25 protein-coding genes and 1 tRNA gene are annotated in these 20,606 nt (G+C 46.1%); all 26 read left to right on the forward strand.

Annotation, left to right across the window (positions count from 1 at the left end):
- The first annotated feature begins 24 nt into the window (after positions 1–24).
- The 26 genes from ICN14_RS09720 (at position 25) to ICN14_RS09845 (ending at position 20,606) form a co-directional block, all read left to right on the forward strand.
- Positions 25–111, forward strand: a tRNA-Leu gene (locus tag ICN14_RS09720).
- Positions 112–276: 165 nt separating this feature from the next.
- Positions 277–2,778: a DNA-directed RNA polymerase gene (locus tag ICN14_RS09725; RefSeq protein ID WP_216226278.1), complete on the forward strand. Its 2,502-nt coding sequence runs from the start codon at positions 277–279 to the stop codon at positions 2,776–2,778.
- 46 nt (positions 2,779–2,824) lie between these two features.
- A complete protein-coding gene (locus tag ICN14_RS09730; protein WP_216226279.1) occupies positions 2,825–3,031 on the forward strand; it encodes a hypothetical protein in 207 nt (68 codons plus the stop codon).
- A gap of 9 nt (positions 3,032–3,040) precedes the next feature.
- A complete protein-coding gene (locus ICN14_RS09735) occupies positions 3,041–3,718 on the forward strand; it encodes a hypothetical protein (protein ID WP_216226280.1) in 678 nt (225 codons plus the stop codon).
- Between the two features lie 10 nt (positions 3,719–3,728).
- The gene (locus ICN14_RS09740) at positions 3,729–4,112 is read left to right on the forward strand and encodes a hypothetical protein (RefSeq protein WP_216226281.1); all 384 of its coding nucleotides are present in this window, start codon (positions 3,729–3,731) and stop codon (positions 4,110–4,112) included.
- Positions 4,082–5,686 carry a DnaB-like helicase C-terminal domain-containing protein gene (locus ICN14_RS09745; protein WP_216226282.1) on the forward strand — a complete coding sequence of 535 codons (1,605 nt, stop codon included), beginning with the start codon at positions 4,082–4,084 and terminating at the stop codon, positions 5,684–5,686. Before ICN14_RS09740 ends, ICN14_RS09745 begins: the two co-directional genes overlap by 31 nt.
- On the forward strand, positions 5,686–5,886 hold the full coding sequence (locus ICN14_RS09750; RefSeq protein ID WP_216226283.1) for a helix-turn-helix domain-containing protein: 201 nt from the start codon (positions 5,686–5,688) through the stop codon (positions 5,884–5,886). The genes ICN14_RS09745 and ICN14_RS09750 overlap by 1 nt, the downstream gene beginning before the upstream one ends.
- The gene (locus tag ICN14_RS09755) at positions 5,886–6,101 is read left to right on the forward strand and encodes a DUF6552 family protein (protein ID WP_216226284.1); all 216 of its coding nucleotides are present in this window, start codon (positions 5,886–5,888) and stop codon (positions 6,099–6,101) included. Before ICN14_RS09750 ends, ICN14_RS09755 begins: the two co-directional genes overlap by 1 nt.
- A 75-nt stretch (positions 6,102–6,176) precedes the next feature.
- Positions 6,177–7,970 (forward strand): DNA polymerase, encoded by a 1,794-nt coding sequence (locus tag ICN14_RS09760; protein WP_216226285.1) that lies wholly within the window; start codon positions 6,177–6,179, stop codon positions 7,968–7,970.
- Positions 7,970–8,179, forward strand: coding sequence for a hypothetical protein (locus ICN14_RS09765; RefSeq protein WP_216226286.1), 210 nt, complete (start codon positions 7,970–7,972; stop codon positions 8,177–8,179). Before ICN14_RS09760 ends, ICN14_RS09765 begins: the two co-directional genes overlap by 1 nt.
- Positions 8,176–8,523: a hypothetical protein gene (locus ICN14_RS09770; RefSeq protein ID WP_216226287.1), complete on the forward strand. Its 348-nt coding sequence runs from the start codon at positions 8,176–8,178 to the stop codon at positions 8,521–8,523. Before ICN14_RS09765 ends, ICN14_RS09770 begins: the two co-directional genes overlap by 4 nt.
- A complete protein-coding gene (locus tag ICN14_RS09775) occupies positions 8,520–8,789 on the forward strand; it encodes a hypothetical protein (protein ID WP_216226288.1) in 270 nt (89 codons plus the stop codon). The genes ICN14_RS09770 and ICN14_RS09775 overlap by 4 nt, the downstream gene beginning before the upstream one ends.
- Positions 8,786–9,562, forward strand: coding sequence for a hypothetical protein (locus tag ICN14_RS09780; protein ID WP_216226289.1), 777 nt, complete (start codon positions 8,786–8,788; stop codon positions 9,560–9,562). Before ICN14_RS09775 ends, ICN14_RS09780 begins: the two co-directional genes overlap by 4 nt.
- Positions 9,563–9,579: 17 nt before the next feature.
- Complete coding sequence (locus ICN14_RS09785) at positions 9,580–9,819, forward strand: DUF3310 domain-containing protein (RefSeq protein WP_216226290.1); 240 nt, start codon at positions 9,580–9,582, stop codon at positions 9,817–9,819.
- A 451-nt stretch (positions 9,820–10,270) separates the two neighbouring features.
- Positions 10,271–10,429 carry a hypothetical protein gene (locus tag ICN14_RS09790; protein ID WP_216226291.1) on the forward strand — a complete coding sequence of 53 codons (159 nt, stop codon included), beginning with the start codon at positions 10,271–10,273 and terminating at the stop codon, positions 10,427–10,429.
- Entirely contained in the window at positions 10,389–12,362 is a 1,974-nt protein-coding gene (nrdJ, locus tag ICN14_RS09795) for a ribonucleoside-triphosphate reductase, adenosylcobalamin-dependent (protein ID WP_216226292.1), read from the forward strand. Before ICN14_RS09790 ends, nrdJ begins: the two co-directional genes overlap by 41 nt.
- Positions 12,363–12,400: 38 nt before the next feature.
- Positions 12,401–12,589 carry a hypothetical protein gene (locus tag ICN14_RS09800; protein ID WP_216226293.1) on the forward strand — a complete coding sequence of 63 codons (189 nt, stop codon included), beginning with the start codon at positions 12,401–12,403 and terminating at the stop codon, positions 12,587–12,589.
- 8 nt (positions 12,590–12,597) lie between these two features.
- Positions 12,598–12,816, forward strand: a complete 219-nt coding sequence (locus ICN14_RS09805; protein WP_216226294.1) for a hypothetical protein — start codon at positions 12,598–12,600, stop codon at positions 12,814–12,816.
- Positions 12,817–12,825: 9 nt separating this feature from the next.
- Positions 12,826–14,445, forward strand: a complete 1,620-nt coding sequence (locus ICN14_RS09810) for a portal protein (protein WP_216226295.1) — start codon at positions 12,826–12,828, stop codon at positions 14,443–14,445.
- Entirely contained in the window at positions 14,405–14,617 is a 213-nt protein-coding gene (locus ICN14_RS09815; protein WP_216226296.1) for a hypothetical protein, read from the forward strand. The genes ICN14_RS09810 and ICN14_RS09815 overlap by 41 nt, the downstream gene beginning before the upstream one ends.
- Before the next feature lie 7 nt (positions 14,618–14,624).
- A complete protein-coding gene (locus ICN14_RS09820) occupies positions 14,625–15,422 on the forward strand; it encodes a hypothetical protein (RefSeq protein WP_216226297.1) in 798 nt (265 codons plus the stop codon).
- 182 nt (positions 15,423–15,604) lie between these two features.
- Positions 15,605–16,573 (forward strand): phage capsid protein, encoded by a 969-nt coding sequence (locus ICN14_RS09825; protein WP_216226298.1) that lies wholly within the window; start codon positions 15,605–15,607, stop codon positions 16,571–16,573.
- A gap of 68 nt (positions 16,574–16,641) precedes the next feature.
- A complete protein-coding gene (locus ICN14_RS09830) occupies positions 16,642–17,217 on the forward strand; it encodes a hypothetical protein (protein ID WP_216226299.1) in 576 nt (191 codons plus the stop codon).
- Positions 17,217–19,604, forward strand: a complete 2,388-nt coding sequence (locus ICN14_RS09835) for a hypothetical protein (protein ID WP_216226300.1) — start codon at positions 17,217–17,219, stop codon at positions 19,602–19,604. Before ICN14_RS09830 ends, ICN14_RS09835 begins: the two co-directional genes overlap by 1 nt.
- A complete protein-coding gene (locus ICN14_RS09840; protein WP_216226301.1) occupies positions 19,579–20,064 on the forward strand; it encodes a phage protein Gp13 family protein in 486 nt (161 codons plus the stop codon). Before ICN14_RS09835 ends, ICN14_RS09840 begins: the two co-directional genes overlap by 26 nt.
- 2 nt (positions 20,065–20,066) lie before the next feature.
- A complete protein-coding gene (locus ICN14_RS09845; protein WP_216226302.1) occupies positions 20,067–20,606 on the forward strand; it encodes a hypothetical protein in 540 nt (179 codons plus the stop codon).

Consider the following 20,606-nt stretch of genomic DNA (forward strand, 5'->3'; position numbering starts at 1 on the left):
GAAGTGGTATCTCCCAGATTAGAAGCGAGTGTGGCGGAATCGGTATACGCACAAGACTTAAAATCTTGCGCCCGTAAGGGATTGAGGGTTCAAGTCCCTCCACTCGCACCAAGTAATTAATAGTCACTTGGAAACTGTGTCAATTCGGTGTCTGCCACAAATGGACACAAATGACACAGTTGTAGTAAGTAACACCAGCCCCTGAATCTATATGGTTCGGGGGTATTTCTTTGTCTTTTTACTTTCCAATCCGTAACTATTTCCAAGGAGCTTTATATGTTGCAAAACAATGAACAACCTAACCTCATGCAGGTACAAATTAACCTCGAAGAATCAATGAAGCAGAGGGGTGTTGAAAGTTACTTAAGAAGCGTTAACCGAGCCAAGGCGGGGGTGTCAGAAGATCACACTCAGTACGGCACTAGGCTCATCTCTGGGTACACCAAAGTACTCGCTCAGGCTATCCAGAAGTTCAAGGATGAAGCCTCCTCAGGCAGGGCAGGATCCAAGCACACAGTCCTGCGCTATATCGGGGATCAAATCACCACAGATCAGATAGCTTTCCTAGTCCTTAAGACCATCATTGCGGGTATCTCAGGATCCCAGACGGCTGCCTCTTTAGCTGTCCAAATTGGTACTGTCTTAGAGGATGAGATGCGCCTCGCAAATATCCGTATGCAAGAGAAAAGGGTCTATGACTCCATCGTTACCGGAACCATGAAGCGTGGATCCCAGCACTACAAGCATGTGTATGCCGTGCGTAGGGCTGAGTACTTTAAAGACGGATGGGTGGACTGGAGCAGAGCAAGCAAAGCCCTTATTGGGAGCAAGATGCTCGACCTCGTTGTCGCTAACCTTGAATTGGTAGATCTGGAAGTGAAACAGTCGGGCGTGAAGAGTGTGTACATGATCACAGCCAAGCCTTCAACAGTTGAGTGGATTGAGAAGTACAACATGGCTGGTGTTCGCTCCCCATTCGAGCCAATGGTAGTTCTGCCCCGTGACTGGACTACACCGCATGATGGTGGATATATCACTAGCAACATTACCCCTTTGCACCTTGTTAAACGGGTCACACAGAAGCGTTTAGTTGCCCTGTATGGCAATGCCCCAATGCCTAAGGTTTATGCTACTGTGAACGCTCTACAGCACACTGCGTGGCAGATCAATGCACAGGTGTTGGATGTCATGAGAACCCTGTGGGATAACGGCAGTGGGGTGGGGGGTTTACCTTCCCGTGAAGACTTAGTACTACCTCCTAAGCCACACGATATGGACACCAATGAGGGGGCTGCACTCCAATGGAGACGTGATGCCTCTCAGGCTCACCGTAATCACCTTGAGGCAACCTCAGCCCGTATTGCATTCTCAATGACGATGGATGTAGCAACTCGCTATTCAGAATTCAAGAAGATCTACATGCCTTACCAATTAGATTTTCGTGGTCGTGTCTACGCTGTACCGCACCTCAATCCACAGGGATCTGATTTCCAGAAGTCTCTCCTGAGGTTCTCTAAAGAGAAACCACTGGGCGAGGGTGGTGTGAAGTGGTTAGCTATTCATGGTGCAAACCTAGCTGGTGTTGACAAGGTGTCCTTCCAAGAGCGTGTGGACTGGGTCGAGAACAACGAAGAGCAGATCCTTGCCATTGCTTCTGATCCCTTTACTAATCGTGGCTGGGCTACATCCATTGGTGATGTAGAGATTGATAAGCCTTGGCAGTTCTTGGCATTCTGTTTTGAGTGGGCTGGGTATTGCGAGAAGGGCGAGAGCTATGTATCTCACATGCCAATCGCACTCGATGGATCATGCTCAGGAATTCAACACTTCTCAGCTATGTTGCGTGACTCTGTGGGTGGGGCAGCAGTTAACCTCGTACCACAAGAGAAGCCAGCAGATGTATACGGAACGGTAGCAAACAAGGTACTCGAGAAGGTTCGTGAGGATCTCGTTACTGGTACGGATGATGGGCTCACTGAGGCTGGCACTCTGGTGCAGGGGACTAAGACCCTAGCTGCCCAGTGGTTAGCCTTTGGTATCACTCGGAAGACCTGTAAGCGTAGCGTTATGACTCTTGCTTATGGCTCTCGTGAGTATGGATTCAAAGAGCAGTTGATGGAGGACATTATTAGTCCTGCACAAAAAGTAATGGGTAGTCAGTTTCCCTTTGAAGGTGATGGCTTTAGAGCTGCTGCCTACCTAGCGAAGAAGATCTGGGAGTCCGTTACGGTAACGCTAGTGGCTGCTGGTCAAGCAATGGATTGGATCAAAGCAGTCGCAGCAGTAGCAAACCAAGCAAAGCAAGCAATCACATGGACAACCCCAGCAGGGTTCACAGTAGAGCAGTCCTATAAGAGCATGAAGGATCTCCAAGTGGAGACCGCCATCAATGGGAAGATTCGCCTGTACCTGAAGGAGCCAATTGATAAGCTAGATTTGCGTAAGCAGACCTCAGCTATCAGCCCTAACTGGGTTCATTCCCTCGATAGTTCACACCTCATGATGACTGTATGTGAGGCAGTAGAGCAGGGGATTGACAGCTTTGCCATGATTCATGATTCCTTCGGGACTTATGCAGCAGATACAGACAAGTTGTTTGAGATTGTTAGAGATACCTTCGTGGATATGTACGAAAAACACGATGTTCTCGACATGTTTAAGAAGGGCGTTGCAGCATCTATCGATGACGAGACACTTCAGGAAGAGTTACCGGACGATCTTGTTCGGGGCGACTTGGATCTTGAAGATGTCAAGTACTCGATGTATTGCTTCGCCTAAATAGTTTCCAGTCCGTAACTATTGACCATTAATCAGAAAGAAAACAATGAATCAAATCAACAACTTGCAATTACCTACGACTACAGGACTCAAAAGCCCTCAACCCTTACAGGAGAAACACATGCAATCAACTATCGGCAAGGCAATCGCCCTGCTTAACCAAGGTACTCGTCTTCCCCATTCAATGGTTCATGAACTCCGTGAAGAGGGAATTGATGTCCCTTCGTTTTACCAATTTCATATGAAGAAATAAGGAATACACATGTCTGATAAGAAAACTAAAGCTCAGTCATTCGTCTCCCCTAAGGGAACCTTCCGTTACCCAGCTCTGGTGAAGCCAGACTTTGGTACTAAAGATTACCCAAAAGAGAATGGCGAATACAAAGTAGCTCTGATCCTCACAGAAGAAGAGGCAGCCCCTTTAATCGAGAAGCTCACACCAATTTTTGAAGAAGCTATCTCGGAAGGACAAGAAAAGTTCAAGGAACTTAAAGTAGAGCAACGTAAGAAGCTCAAAGAGTTGAAGGTCAATGACCTGTACTCAACTGAGTATGACAAGGAAACAGAAGAAGCCACAGGCAATCTGATTTTCAAGTTTGCTATGCAAGCAAGTGGCAAGTCTGCCAAAGACGGTAGTGTCTGGAATCGTAAGCCAGCATTGTTCGACTCTAAAGGTAAGCCTTTGGTGGGTGTCGACAACATCTGGGGTGGAACAGTGGGTAAGGTCTCATTCGAGGCTGCTCCTTACTTCATCGCTGGTACTGGTGCTGCTGGTTTGAAGTTGCGTTTATCCGCAGCTCAGATCATCGACTTGGTAGCTGGTGGTAATAAGTCTGCTGAAGGCTATGGCTTCGGTGAAGAAGACGGTTACGAAGCTGAACAACCACTCTTCAAAGACGAATCAACAGGCTCTACTGATGGCGATAAAGAAGACTTCTAAGGAGGTCGGCTTGCAGTATGGGTTTCGGTCGGGGCTAGAGGCAGCAATTGCTTCTAAGCTCCGCTCACAAGGCGTTAAGTTCACGTTCGAGGAAATGGTAATTAAATACACCAAACCTCAGCGTGAATCCAAGTACACCCCTGACTTTGTTCTTGATAACGGAATCATTATCGAGAGCAAGGGTAGGTTCGTTACTGCTGACCGCCAGAAGCACATCCTAGTTAAAGCCCAACACCCAGAACTAGACATTCGATTTGTCTTTAGTAACTCACGTTCACGCATCACTAAGTTAAGTGCAACCACTTACGGTGACTGGTGCAAGAAGCATGAGTTTAAGTACGCAGATAAGGAGATTCCAGAAGCATGGTTGAAAGAGAAGAAAGCAGCCTCATAAAGCACATACCTTGTGACGAGTGTGGGTCAAGTGATGGCAATGCGTTGTACACAGATGGTCACACCCACTGCTTTGTTTGCAAGAAGACAGTGCAGAGTGGGGGTGTCCCTTCAGAAGTTCAATCTAAAAAACAGAAAGCAGGGTTCGCCAGTGGTCAATATCAAGACTTGGTTAGTAGAAAAATTACTGAAGATACTTGCCGTAAATTTTCCTATGCAGTCGGATCCGTATCTGGTTCAACTGTACAGATTGCCCCGTACTTTAACAAAGCGGGGGAGTTGGTCGCTCAGAAAATAAGAGGAGCCAATAAGCAATTCCACATCATCGGATCGTTAGATGAGGCGCAATTGTTTGGTGCAAATCTTTGGAGCAAAGGTAAGAAGATTGTCGTTACCGAGGGTGAGATTGATTGCTTGTCAGTTAGTCAAGCCCAAGGCAACAAGTGGGCAACAGTATCCATTCCTAATGGTGCTGCTGGTGCAGTCAAGGCTATCCGCAAGAACTTGGAATACCTCAATGAGTTTGAAGAGGTCATCTTCATGTTTGATATGGACGAGCCCGGACAGAAGGCAGCTAAGGAATGTGCTGAGTTGCTCGAGGCTGGCAAAGCAAAGATAGCTTCGTTACCCCGTAAGGATCCTAACGAATGTCTTCAAGCTGGAAAGCCAGACGAAATCATTACAGCCATGTGGCAAGCAAAGACCTTCAGACCTGATGGTGTTATCTCAGGTACGGAGCTCTGGGATCAGGTATCCACTGATGAAGTGATAGAGACAATCCTATACCCGTGGGATGAACTCAACAAGATCACTTTAGGTGCTCGTAGGGGTGAGCTAGTTACCTTTACGGCTGGCTCAGGTATCGGAAAGAGTGCTGTGGTTCGTGAGATCACACACCACCTCTTGTCTGAAGGTCAAACAGTAGGACTCTTAATGCTCGAAGAGAACCCCAAGCGTACAGCGTTAGGTCTAATGGGTATTGAGATCAATAAACCATTACACATCTCTCGTGAAGGAGTATCTGATGCAGATCTTAAAGTTGCATTCGACAATACTGTGGGCTCTAACCGCCTGTACTTATACAACCACTTCGGTTCTAGTGATCTCGATAATCTTCTTTCACGCATTCGCTACCTCGCCCGTGGCTGTGGTTGTGATTGGATTGTTTTGGATCACCTCTCTATTGTTGTTAGTGGAATCGAGGGGGGAGACGAGCGAAGACTCATTGACTTAACTATGACTATGCTCCGCACCCTAGTTGAAGAGACTGGTGTGGGATTGTTCTTAGTGAGTCACTTAAAAAGACCTGAAGGGAAATCACATGAAGAAGGCGGCAAGACATCGCTGGCGCAGCTTAGAGGTTCCCATGCTATTGCTCAGTTGTCTGACATGGTTATTGGTCTGGAGCGAGATCAGCAGGGAGATAACCCAAACGTAACAACACTACGAGTATTGAAGAATCGATTCACCGGACAGACTGGTGAGGCTGGTTACTTGAACTACGACAGTGAGACTGGGCGATTGATTGAAACAATACCAACGCCATTTACTAATGAAACTGAAAAGGAATTCTAATGACACAACTCGACATCATCATTCGTCACTTAAAGAAAGCTAAGAGCATCACTCAACGTGAAGCACTCATTGACTATTCAATCCAGTCATTGACCAAACGTATCAGCGAACTTCGTCAGATGGGTTACAACATCGTATCCACTTTCAAGAAGCATCCAACTACTGGACAACGATACGCTCGCTATACCCTAGCGAAGTAATGCTTACCATCAAATGGGCAGGGACTGTTCTCTGCCTAATTGGTATTGCATTAACAGCCTTTAATCATTTTCCAGAGAACGTATGGTTCTCATTAGTCGGTAGTCTTTTATGGACTCTGGCTGCACACCTTCAGAAAGACATGCCATTACTTTTAGTTGAGGCAGTAGCGGTACTAATGTACCTAGCAGGTGTAGTGAAAATATTTTTCTGGTAAAAATTTTTAGGTAATACATGAGGGACATTCCGAAAGGTTTGTCCCTTTTCTATTTTGCGAGTCGAGAGGGACAGCATGGCACACATATTTGACTTAGAGACCAATGGGTTTCTAGAGGATGTAACTAAGATTCATTGCATGGTGATCAATGACACCGACACTGGAGCTATAGATACCTATGTAGGTAAAGAAGTAGCAGCAGGTATTAGACACTTAGAAGAACTGTCTAATAACGGACAGACCATTGTTGGTCACAACGCAATTAAGTTTGACATCCCAGTAATAGATAAGCTGTACCCAAAGAACGCTATCAATCATGCAGCCGTTCAGGATACCTTAGTTTTATCTCGCCTCATCTACGCTCACCTTAGTGACATCGATGCGGGACTCTTACAGAAGGGCAAGATCCCCGGCAGACTCTTTGGGTCACACTCATTGGAAGCTTGGGGCTATCGCTTAGGTTGCCATAAGGGTGACTATGAGGGTGGCTGGGAGAACTTCTCTCAGGACATGTTGGACTACAACATTCAAGATACTGTAGTCACAGCAATGCTTTATGCAAAGCTGCTCAGTAAAGAGTATGACTCCAGATCTACAGACCTAGAGCACCGTGTGGCTTGGCTCATGGCAAAGCAAGAACGTAATGGCTTTGTCTTTGATGTTAAAGCTGGAGCAGAACTCTATGCCAAATTAGTAGCCCGTAAGGCAGAGCTCATGGCTCAGTGTGAAGCACTCTTCCCAGCTTGGGAGGTACGCCTTAAAGACTTTGTCCCTAAGCGTAGCAACAAGGCTAAGGGATGGGAGGCTGGAGTTCCTGTACCAAGGTTCAAGACCGTGGTATTCAACCCATCGTCTCGAGATCACATCGCTAATCGACTCATCACGTTATACGGATGGAAGCCAGAGGTTATGACCGATGGTGGAAAGCCTAAGGTAGATGAAGTAGTACTTGCTGGTTTGAACTATGAGCCCTGCAAGTTACTAAGTGAATTCTTAATGGTGCAGAAGAGAATCTCTCAGTTAGCTGAGGGTGATAACGCTTGGCTTAACTTAGTTAAAAACGGAAAGCTGCACGGATCTATCAACACTAATGGTGCTGTGACAGGACGAGCAACTCACGCACGACCCAACATAAGCCAAGTGCCTAGTGGATCTAGCCCCTATGGTGAAGAGTGCAGAAGCTTATTTACTGTACCTAACGGATGGATTCTAGTTGGTGCTGATGCTTCTGGATTAGAGCTGCGCTGCCTCGCCCACTACATGGCTAAGTATGACGGTGGTGCATATGGAAAGATCCTTTTAGAAGGTGACATCCACACAGCAAATCAACAAGCTGCCGGACTCGACTCACGCCCACAGGCAAAGACATTTATTTACGCATTCTTATATGGAGCAGGTGATGCAAAGATCGGATCGGTTATATCTGGTAGCGCAGTTCAAGGTAAACAACTCAAAGCTAAATTTCTTCGCAACTTGCCAGCACTTGGAAGACTCGTTGAAGATGTTAGAGAAGTGGCGAAACGAGGCTACCTTATCGGGCTGGACGGACGACACATTCATGTACGGTCTGCACACGCTGCACTAAACACACTTCTACAGGGAGCAGGTGCAATCGTATGTAAGCAGTGGCTGGTCATGCTCGAAGATCAACTTCAAGTTCGTGGTCTTAAGCATGGCTGGGATGGTGACTATGCCTTCTGCGCTTGGTCACATGACGAGGTTCAGATTGCTTGCCGTACACCAGACATCGCAAAAGAGGTATCTGAGATAGCTACTAAGTGCGTAACCCTAGCTGGGGAACATTTCAAATTCCGTTGCCCTACTGCGGGTGAAGCAAAGATCGGAACCAACTGGAGTCACACCCACTGATGAACGACAAGATCTATGAAGTAGTACATGAAGCATATCTAAACCAATTCGCAGTCTCCTCTAACTTTGCTCGTGAGCATAGCCAAGAGGTAGCTTCAGCAGCCTCGATTGGACTCATCTCAACACTAGAAGCACCAATGGTATTCGGCAGACACTGGCGTGTCACTGGAGTTGGTCTGCAATTTATACGAAACGGTGGACATTTATGAAGTACAAAAGCGCAAGACCAAAGACCCTTCGAGTAATGGGTCGCAACTACCAAGTTGTATTCGAGAAAGAAGCAACCTTCAAAAGTTCTACAGCAGGTCTTTGCGATAACCAGAAGATGGTCATCACGATTATGGAAGACCAGCACCCAGCAGAAGAGATGGACACCGTGATTCACGAGTTGCTCCACGCTATCTGGCATCACATGAGTATGGGAGAACACCCACCAGAAGAGGAAGTGTTGGTACGCAAATCAGCCGGAGGATTAACTCAAGTGATTTTAGACAACCAACAGTTTGGTACTTACATCAAAGCGGTATACGACCATTTAAGGAAAACAAAATGATTAACGAACACGACATCACAGATATGTTGCCAGAGCTGGCTAAGAGTTTAGTAATGAAGTCCTCTGGGATGGAAGTACCTGATGCTGCTTTGCCTAGCTTAGTAGAGTTCATGCAAGAAGTAGCAGAACACTGTGCCTTTATTGCAGATACCTTACAGCAAACCTTTGTAGCCAAAGAGATCCGCTCTGAGTTTGGCTTGAAGAAGGATGCTCCGTGCATCTTGTTACAACCTAAGAAGATCATTCATGCGGAGTGTGGTAAATGATTGCACTGATCGATGCTGACATCTTGGCATATCAGGCAGCAGCTACCTCTGAGAAAGCCATTAAGTGGGACGATGACATCTGGACACTCCACTCATTTGAATCAGAGGCACAACAGCACTTTGCCAATATGGTTACCACCATTACTGAAAAGGCTGGGTGTGACACTCACGTCCTATGCTGGACTCATTCAGATAACTGGCGTAAGGATGTACTTCCAAGCTACAAGTCAAACCGTGTAGCCACAAGGAAACCATTGGTTCTCTCAGAGATCCGTAAGTGGGGTCAGGAGAACTATGAGTCCCGCATCATTCCTTCACTAGAGGGTGATGACATCCTTGGCTTAATGGCTACAGATCCAACCATGAAGAACAAGGTAATTATCTGCACCATTGATAAGGACTTGAAGACTATCCCCGGTAACCACTACAACTTTGCTAAGGATGAGCTCTTCACTGTATCTCTCCACGAGGCAGACCTGTATCACATGTCACAGACCTTAACTGGTGATGCGACTGATGGATACAAAGGTTGCCCGGGCATTGGTGCCGTGACTGCTAAGAAGATCCTTGATGCTGCCATTGAGGCAGGTACGCCTTGGGCTGACCAGAAGCAGCTTAACGGTCTCTTCTGGGAGGCTGTAGTTAAGACCTATGCCAAAGCTGGACTGGGCGAGGAAGAGGCTTTAGTGCAAGCACGAGTAGCTCGTATTCTCCGCTTCGGTGAGTACGCCTTCAAACAACAAAAGGTAAAGCTATGGAATCCTGCAACGTAAACAATGGAGCATCCGTCATGGAATACTTAAAAAACTACACAGAGGAATCTGACCTAGTTAACTCACCTCCACACTACGCTGATGGCGGTCTTGAATGTATTGACTACATCCAGCAGCGGTTAACTGAAGAAGAGTTCCGTGGATACCTAAGGGGCAACATGATTAAGTATCAGCATCGTCTGATGGCTAAAGGTAATCCAAAGATGGATGCTGAGAAGATTGGTTGGTACTGCAATAGACTGGTTCAGGAACTATGAGTCAGCCAATCATCCCCTACATCTGCCCTAAGTGTGGGCTTGATCGCTACTTCAATGTAGAGCATCGTTGTCAGGAGAAAGCCAATGGCTGACATCACCATGTGTCGAGATGATTCCTGCAAGAAACGTGAGAGGTGCTACCGCTTTACCGCTAAATCCTGTGAGTATAGGCAATCCTATTTTGTAGAAACCCCCCGTAAAGGAAGGGTTTGTAACTACTTTTCGGATAACCAAGATAAAACTAAGCGACTGAGAAAGAACTGCGAATGAGCTTCACAATCATGCAGCATGATGGCATGAAAGTTATTCAATGGTTCTTCACCATTGATGAACTGATCTCCAGCATGTTAAGAAACCCACACGATACCTACCACAGGAACTAATTATGGTATGGAAGTGTCCACCACTACACCTACCTAACTGGAACCACCTATGGAAATGGAAAGAAGAAATGAAGGAAGTACTCCACCGACCTCCACTAGACAAAGAGAAGTTTGAATCCAACTGGGATCTGATCTTCAATAAGAAACCAAAGCCACCTGAGGGTGGTTTTTTAACGACCAAAGAAAATGAACAAGAGCCCATCACTAAGAGCACAACTAATAACTAGACGTACCTATAACAGACCTACAGACGACTCCGGAAAGAACTTTGAATCGTGGGGTGACACCATTGGTCGAGTCATCTCCCACCAATCATGGCTATGGGAAAGAGCTAAAGGCTCACCATTGGTCTATTCAGAATTAGAAGAACTGCGTGAGCTTCGCACCCTCATGCTTGACCGCAAGGTGTCCGTATCAGGACGAACGCTATGGCTAGGCGGTACAGAAGTAGCTAAGACACGAGAAGCTTCCCAGTTCAACTGTAGCTTTACTCACATTGAAACCATTCAAGACATCGTTGATGTGCTGTGGTTACTCCTTCAGGGCTGTGGTGTTGGCTTCCGTCCAATCGTGGGGCAGCTTACAGGCTTCTCTAATCGCATCGAAGACATCGAAGTAATTAAGAGCACACGAACCACTAAGGGTGGCGAAGAAAATAATAAGGAAACATTTGAAGATGGCGTATGGACTATCACTGTTGGGGACTCTGCTGAAGCGTGGGCAAAGTCAATTGGAAAGCTTATGGCACACCCATACCCAGCCAAAAAGCTCGTCCTCGATTTCTCACAGATACGCCCAGCGGGTGAGCGACTCAAAGGCTATGGCTGGATTTCCAGTGGGGATGCAGCAATCACTACAGCGTATCTCGCAATTGCTCAGATTCTTAACAACCGTGCTGGTAGTCTCCTTAGCCGTATCGACATTCTTGATATTGCTAACTGGCTTGGCACTGTCCTATCTAGCCGTAGAAGTGCTGAAATTGCTCTGTTTAATTATGGTGAAGATGAGTGGGAAGAATTTGCAGTTGCAAAGAAGAACTTCTGGGAAGGCAACATCCAGAGGGCTCAGTCCAACAACTCGCTTCTATTCAAAACGAAGCCAACCCGAGAGCAACTAGCAGACATCTTTGATTTGATGGTCGCTTCTGGTGGATCCGAACCCGGCTTCATCAATGGTCAGACAGCAACACACCGTGCTCCTTGGTTCAAAGGTGTCAATCCATGTGCAGAAATTTTATTAGGAAATAAGAGTTTTTGTAACTTAACGGAGATAGATGTTGGAAAATTTAAAGGAGACTCTTCGGGGCTTCGTAGAGCGATGCATCTTGCAGCACGAGCCAACTATCGACAGACCTGTGTTAACTTATCTGACGGCATACTCCAAGAAGGGTGGCATCTCAACAATGCGTTTCTCCGACTCTGTGGAGTGGGGATTACGGGTATCGTACGCAGACCAGACTTGCGAGATTACGACTACTCTGAACTCAGTCGTACAGCAACAAGCGCAGCTTTCGGAATGGCTGACGAGCTTGGGTTACCACGACCTAAAAATGTTACCACCGTCAAGCCTAGTGGAACTTTGTCAAAGATCATGGATACCACAGAAGGACTCCATAAGCCTCTTGGTAAGTATATTTTTAACAACGTCAACTTCAGCAAGCATGACCCATTAGTACCTCTCTGCCGAGCAGCAGGGTACAAAGTGATTGATAACCCTATGGATGCAGATGCAGTCCTGATTACTTTCCCAGTAGTCTGGAATGATGTCCCATTCACCAAGGTAACGATCGATGGTCAAGAGCTTGAGGTAAACCTTGAGACAGCCCTATCCCAACTAGAGCGTTACAAGATGCTCATGAAATCATGGTGTCAACAGAACGTGTCAGCGACTATCAGCTACTCCGTAGATGAGGTTCCGGGCATCGTAGATTGGCTCCTAGAGAACTGGGATAACTATGTGGGCGTTAGCTTCCTATTTCGGGCTGACCCAACCAAGACCGCTAAGGACTTAGGTTACCTCTACCTCCCTCAGGAAGTGGTCACTAAGGAAGCTTATGAGGAATATGCAGCACGACTTCAGCATATCGATATCGACCAAGGAAACTCCTTTGACGAGCTCTCTTCGGATGAGTGCGCCAGTGGCGTTTGCCCTGTTAGATAACGGTAATTTAATTACCTACGACTATAGGAGTCAACTCGATGATTTATAAGACATTTCCAACAGTTGATAAGAAATTTCTTGAGGCTCTAGAAGAGCGATATCCAGACCAGTGTCCACCACTAGGTACTCCCGTTGAGGATATCTATGTGAAGCAAGGGCAGGTGAGTGTCATCGCCTTCTTGAGACATCAATATAAACAGCAAAACTTAAACATTTTGGAGAATTAACTATGTGTATGGGCGGATCCCCTTCAATCGCAGCAGCAGCACCCCCAGCCCCACCACCAGCACCACCAGCACCAGCCGTTCCAATGGCTCCTGCTGCTGACAATGCAGCTTCAGATGTATCTAAGCTTGCTCGTCAGAAGGGTCGTATGGGGTTACGAATTGATAAGACAGCCTCTGTTGCTTTGCCAGCAGGTGGCGTAAGCAGTGGTTTAAATATCCCCGCATAAAGGATTCACATGAACGAGAAGACGGAAGTACATAATTCCGCTCATTCCCTGTACGAAAAGTTGGAGTCAAAACGTGAACCGTTCTTGATCAGGGCTAGGGAGTGTTCTAAATACACTATCCCTACCTTGATGCCCTTACTGGGGCATACATCCACTACTGAGTTTGCAACTCCTTGGCAGGGTATGGGAGCACGGGGTGTGAACAACCTCTCCTCCAAACTCTTGTTAGCCTTATTCCCACCTAACTCTCCATTCTTTAAACTTCAGATTGATGATTTCACTCTTGAAGAACTCACTAAGCAAGAAGGAATGAGAGCTCAGGTTGAGGAAGGTCTTAACAAGATTGAGCGTTCAGTACAAAACGAGATTGAAAAAGGTGCAGTTCGTGTCTCAGGCTTTGAGGCAATCAAGCACCTAGTTGTTGCAGGAAACGTACTTCTGTACTTGCCAGATAGTGGCGGTATGCGGGTATTTAACCTTGAGAACTATGTAGTCCAGCGTGACCAAATGGGTAACGTATTGGATATCGTAGTGGAAGAGGAAGTTTCCCCAGCAACCCTCTCTAAGGACATCCAAGAATTCATTGGGTTTAGTCCAGAGACAGAGAGCACGGACATGAACCGTGAAAAGTCTACTTGCATTTACACCCACATCTATCGTGAAGACGGTAAGTGGGAGGTATACCAAGAGATTAAAGGTAAACAAATTCCCGGATCTTCTGGTACTTATCCTCTTGATAAGACACCGTGGATTCCGGTTCGATTCTCTCGTGTAGAGAACGAAGACTATGGTCGTGGCTATGTTGAAGAGTATCTAGGTGACATTAAGTCCCTCGATGGTCTCTCTCAGGCAATCGTTGAAGGCTCTGCTATTGCAGCAAAGACAGTGTTCTTGGTTAATCCAAACGGAACTACTGATCCTAGAGCTCTCGAGACTGCTGAGAATGGGGCAATCATTGAAGGTATGGAGCAAGATGTCTCCACACTAGGACTCAACAAATACAACGACTACCGAGTTGCATTAGAAACCATCACCACCATTAACGAACGCCTGAGCTATGCATTCTTGCTTAACTCCGCTGTTCAACGTAATGGTGATCGTGTTACGGCTGAAGAAATCCGCTACATGGCTAACGAATTAGAGTCAGCCTTAGGTGGTATTTACAGTATCCTGTCACAAGAACTACAGCTTCCAATCGTGAACCGCATTATGTTCGCTATGGAAAGAGCTAAGAAGCTCCCAGTACTCCCTAAGGGAACTGTGGAACCTGTAATCGTGACTGGTATGGAGGCTTTAGGGCGAGGTAATGACCTGAATAAACTTCAGCAATTCCTCAGTATCCTTACTCAGAGTTTGGGCGCAGAAGCAACCATGTCTCGCTTGAATGTAGGTGATGCAATTACCCGTGTTGGCACATCGTTAGGTATCGATATGAAGGGTCTGGTAAAGACAGATGAAGATATCGCAGCCGAACAACAGGCACAACAACAAGCAGCCCAGCAAGCACAACAGATGCAGATGATGCAAGCAGGTGTAGCCCCAGCTATTAATCAGCTAGGTGGAATGGTTAAACAAGGAATGGCAAACAATGCTCAACAAACCGGACAAGACCCCCAAGGTCAAGCCTGAAGAAGTAGTTAGCGAACCTATTGATCGCTTAGTGACAGAAGAGGAGTTATCCGCTCCTGTTCCTGAGGGTCAAATCGTTACATTCTTGGGTGACAAAAAGAAATACAACAAAGATTCCAATGCAAAGCGGATTACCGTCCTTGCAGATGGAAGCGTTATTTACGAATACTAGGAATTAAATGGCTGAATCTATCGTTATTACGACTCCTGATACTACGGGAGAAGCACCAGCCGACCACAATCAGAAGATGATTGATAAGGCAAATGGTGTAGTCACGCCAGCAGATGATATTACCCCCACGGGTGATCGTCCTGCTTGGTTGCCAGAAAAATTTAAGTCGCCAGAAGACATGGCTAAGGCTTATGCTGCCCTTGAGGGTAAGCTTGGAGGTCAATCAAATGATCCCCCAGCAGATCCTCCTGCGGATCCACCAGCAGACCCAGCAACACCTGATGATAAAACTGTAAATGATGCTCTTGCTAAGGATGGATTATCCCTAGCTGAGTTCTCAGAAGAGTTCAATAAATCAGGATCACTCTCAGAAGAGTCTTATTCAAAGTTATTAGCAGCAGGTTACGACAAGGGATTGGTAGATAGCTACATCTCAGGTCAACAAGCCCGTGCTTCTTTGTATGAGGCTGAATTGAAGGGTGTTGCAGGTGGTGCTGACTCATATGACAAGATGGTCACATGGGCTAAGGCAACAATGACAGCAGCAGAGATTGATGCGTACAACGCTTCAGTATCTTCTTCTAGTCCTGATGCTGCCAAGCTCGCTATCTCTGGTCTTAAGTCTCGTTATGAAGCAGTAAATGGACGTGAACCTTCCTTTGTGAAGGGGACTCCTGCCTCTGCAAGTCCTGATGCCTTTGCTTCACGGCATGAAATCACAGCAGCAATGAAAGACCCACGTTACGCTAAAGACTCGGCTTATCGCCAACAGGTCATTAACAAACTAAGTCGTTCAAACTTCTAAGTTATTCCGATCCCCACACTCGTGGGGGTCACCAACCACACTTCTATATTTAGAGGTGGTTCGCAATTCTTATTAACTGACTTCACAACTAAAGCCCACCGAGGTGGACAACTTTGTGTTCAGGAATTCGGAAAGTAAGAGGACGAAATTTATTTCCTTTTATTTTTATCGAAAGCCCAATCATGGCAAACGCAACTGTTTCAAATTTAGGTCAAGCCAATACATCTGGCGATACCCAAGCTTTATTCCTCAAAGTATTTGCTGGTGAAGTTCTCACTGCATACGAAGAGGCTTGTGTTACTAGCGACAAACATACTGTTCGCTCTATTTCTTCTGGTAAATCTGCTCAGTTCCCAATCACTGGTAAGACTACTGCTGGTTACCATACACCCGGTTCTGAGATCCTCGGTTCCGCTGTTCCAACTAATGAAGTAGTTATCACTATTGATGACCTCTTGATTAGCTCTGCATTCATCGCAAACATTGATGAAGCTATGAATCACTATGACGTACGCTCAATCTACTCGACTGAAATTGGTCGTGCATTGGCTTACACATATGACAAGCACATCTTGAATTTGTTGTTGAAAGCTGCTCGTGGTAGCTCTCCTGTTACTGGCGAAGCTGGTGGTGGCAAAGTTACTGCTGCGACTGCATTGTCAGATACAAGCGGTGAGGCATTGATTGCTTCCCTGTTTAACGCTGCTGCAATCTTGGATGGTAAGAACGTACCTGAAGAAGATCGTTATGCATACTTAAGCCCAACAGCATACAACTTGCTGGCACAGAACACTAAGGTAATGAATACCTTGTGGAACGGTGTGGGTTCTTACAGCAATGCAAACGTATTGAAAGTTGCTGGTATTAACATTGTTAAGACTAACCACGCTCCTTACGGTACAACTGTATCTGGTGCTCCTGCTGCTGGTTCACAGGGTGCTGGTACTGATGTTACTAAGTACGGTGTTGTTGCTACAAACTCTGTAGCTGTAGTAGCTCACAAATCTGCTGTTGGTACAGTGAAGTTGATGGATCTCGCAATGGAATCCGAATACGACATCCGTCGCCAAGGCACATTGATGGTTGCTAAGTACGCAATGGGTCACGGTGTACTCCGTCCTGCTGCTTCTGTAGAAATCGCAACAGCCTAAGTAGTTTAGTTTTTCTCAAAGCCTCATCCTTAATTGGGTGGGGCTTTTTTTTATTTTTAGGAAGCCCAATGATCACCACTACAAATGAACTTTCGGCAGTAAATATTATGCTGGGAACAATTGGTGAATCTCCAATTAATTCTTTAGCATCTATCTCGGGTGTAATTGATGCAGTCACAGCCCGTCAAGTATTAAATGAGGTTGCCGTTGCCGTTCAAACTGAGGGGTGGGCATTCAATACTGAAGACAATTGGACATTCCTCCCTGATTCAACAGGGGCAATTACAGTACCCTCAAACCTTCTACAAGTTGATGCAATAGATCCTAGTAGAAAGGTAGCCCTTAGGGGTACACGCTTGTATGACCTCAAGGCTCACTCATATACCTTCACAGAAGGCGTTACGCTCAACTGCGTATTGATGTTTGAGTTTGATGATCTCCCGCAAGCTGCTCGTTATTACATCGCTATCCGTGCTGCTCGTCTATTTCAGACTAGAGTAGTTGGATCTGACACTCTCAAAGCCTTCACTTCAGAAGATGAGACCCGTGCTCGTGTTGCACTCAAGAAATATGATGCAGACACAGGTGGTTACAACATGCTAACTGGAAGCTACTCAGTTGCTCGAACAGTAAGAAGGTTCTAATGGCTCTGATTTCATCATTCCTACCCGGCTTCATTAATGGTGTCTCGCAGCAACCCTACACACTCCGCTTGAATTCTCAAGGGGAGCATCAAGAGAACGGCATATCTACCATCTCTCAGGGATTGCGTAAGAGACCACCATCAAAGCATTTAGCAAAGATTAGTAGTACTCCGCAGTCGGACGTATTCGTCCATACAGTGAACCGTGATGCCTCTGAGCGTTATGTCTTTATGGTTACTTCTGGTTCCCTGAAGATCTTCTCAATTGATGGCGTAGAGCAAACAGTTATCTACGGAGCAGGGGCAGCTTCATACCTGACTACTGCGCTCCCAGCAGCAGAAAGCTTTGCTGCCGTAACTATTGCTGACTACACATGGTTAGTAAACAAATCAAAAGTAGTAGAAGAATCTACTTCTAATACTCCTGCATCAACAAACCCACACGAAGCCCTGATTAACGTCAAGAGTGGTAACTACGGTAAGACCTATCAGGTGTTAATTAATGGTGTCCAAAAGGCATCCTATACAACCCCTAACGGGACTACCGCTGCTGACTCTCCTAGTATTGCCACCGACTGGATTGCAACCCAGCTTGGCTCACAGTTAACCTCTAATGGTATTAGCTGCTACTACTCAGGTAACTCCATTTATGTGTACTCCAATACTGACTTCACTATTCAGGTGAATGATGGATTTGGTAATAACGCAATGGTTGCAATTAAAGAGAATACTCAGAAGTTTGCTGACTTACCTTTAAATCCAAAGATCAACGGAACCATTATTCAGGTTCAGGGTGATGCTTCTAACTCCTTCTCCAATTACTTCGTTCGCTTTGAATCTGCTGCTGGTGGATCTGGTGGCGTATGGAAAGAGTGTGCAGCCCCTAATATCAATCTGGGATTAAACCCAGCCACAATGCCTTTCACAGTTGTTCGTAATGCAGATGGAACATTTACCATCTCCGCAGCCGACTGGAGAAATCGTAGAGTAGGTGACTTAGAGTCAAGTGCAGAGCCATCATTCGTGGGTCGCACAATCAACGATGTGTTCTTCTATCAGAATCGCTTAGGCTTCTTATCTGATGAGAACGTAGTGATGTCTGAATCTGGTAAGTACTTCAACATGTACCGCACCACAGTTACAGCCCTATTGGACTCAGATCCAATTGATGTGACCGCATCACACACCAAAGTATCTCTCCTGAATTACGCTGTCCCATTTAATAAATCCTTGCTTCTGTTCTCTGAGCAGACTCAATTTATTATTCCCGGTGACAATGTTCTTACGCCCACCACAATTAGCCTTAAGGTATCCACTGAGTATCCCTGTGATAGCAATGTGAAGCCCCTGACGGCTGGTAGTAATTGCTACTTCAGTCTTACTAAAGGTAACTGGTCGGCAGTCCGTGAGTACTTCACCAACGTGGCTGGCTCAGGTAACGAAGATGCGATGGAGATCACCGCACATATCCCCAAGTACATCCCAGCAGGAATCATTAAGATCGCTGGAAGTGCCAACGAAGATACCTTTGCAGTACTCACTAAGGGAGACTCTAAGTCTCTCTACATGTACAAGTACTTCTTTACAGCCTCAAACGAGAAGGCTCAAAGCTCTTGGAGTCGCTGGACATTCGGTGCTCAAGATGTAGTCCTCAACGTAGACTTTATTCAGTCAGTAATGTATCTCATCATTAGTCGTCCAGATGGTGTGTACTTTGAAAGCATTGACTGCTCTGTTGGTTACATTGGTGCTAACGAGCCATATACAGTTCTCCTAGATCGTAAGATCACAATCACCCCATCTACATACAACTCAGCTACAGGCTTTACTGAGATCCCTACAAGCAGCTTCCCGTACCCCTTATCCGATGGTAAGTATTTCATCGTGACTCAGGCTACTGGAATCTCTTCAGCTCTCAAGCCGGGTGAGTTTGCTCAGGGTGAGGTTGTTGGTTCTAATATTCGCTTCCAAGGGAACTTTGCTGGATCAGCTTTGACCTTTGGTCGTCAATACACCTTTGACTATGGCATTAGCACTATCACTTACAAAGTTGCAAATACAACTGGTGGTGGAGGGCAGCGTTCAGATACAGAAGGTCGTCTACAGATTCGCAAACTAGTAGTTAACTATGCCGATACCGGATACCTACGAGCTGAAGTCACCCCACAAGGTCGTGATACAGGTTCATATGTGTTCTCAGGAAAAGTCGTAGGTAACTCTTCAGCAACCATTGGTCGCTATGCAATCTCTAGCGGAAGGTTATTGATCCCCGTTCTATGCCGTAATACAGATGCCGTAATCAACTTAAAAAATGACACGCCCGTTCCTAGTTCACTAATTAGTGCGGACTGGGAAGGATTCTATGTCAAACGCAGCTCCGCAGTTTAAGGGTGTAATACGCCCAGCAACCTATGAAGACTGTCTCACTCTCGCTCCTCATCTTCGCCAAGAGGATAAGGACGAGGTGTGGGAGTCCCACGGACATCTCCCTGAAGAAGCCCTAATCTTAAGCTTTGAGGCTTCGCCCAATGCTCAAGTAGGAACTCTCAATGGGGAGATTGTTTGTATGTTCGGTGTTGCTCCTACAGACGATCCGAACTTTGGCTCTCCTTGGATGCTTGCTTCAGATCTCATTAAAGAGGTCTCTAGGGAGTTCTTAAAGAGAGACAAGGAAGTCCTTAACGGCATGTCTGCTGGCTATGGCTTTCTATTTAATTACGCTTGGTCAAAGAACACAATGCACCTTCGCTGGCTTAAGTGGCTAGGTTTCACTATCGACTACAGCCCCGTCCCTCTTGGAAATAACGGAGAGATCTTCTATGGCTTTTACAAGTTTCAAAAGGAATAAATATGTGTGAACCCACAACCATCGCTGCAATGGCATTAGCTATGGCTGCTGCCTCTGCTGCTGCTCAGGCGAAAGCCCAGCAAGATGCTGCGGATGCACAGTCGCAGTCTAATGAAAGACAACGACAAACCACTCTAGCGACTGCTGCCAATAACAACACCCAAGTGAACTTACAAGGTCAACAGGTTAGAGAACAAACATTACAAAAACTAGCGCAGAACAATCGTGATGCAGCTATTGGTATTGGTAAAGCTACCGCTGCTGGTGGTGTGTCAGGAGTAGAGGGTAATTCTGTAGATGCTCTCTTAGGTGATCTCTCGGGAACCCAAGTTAGATACAACAACTCCGTCACTACAAACTATGACAACTCTGTCGCAGCCTTAGAGAACCAACGCTTGAATGTCTATGCCAACGCAGCAAACACAATTAACGGACTAAAGACTCCAGTACAGCCAGATTACATTTCTGCTGGATTGAAGATTGGTTCCGCTGCTCTTACTTACGGCAGCACCATGAATGATATTAAAGCTAAAGAGGGATAA

Source organism: Polynucleobacter sp. MG-27-Goln-C1 (assembly GCF_018881905.1).
Classification (GTDB): Bacteria; Pseudomonadota; Gammaproteobacteria; order Burkholderiales; family Burkholderiaceae; genus Polynucleobacter.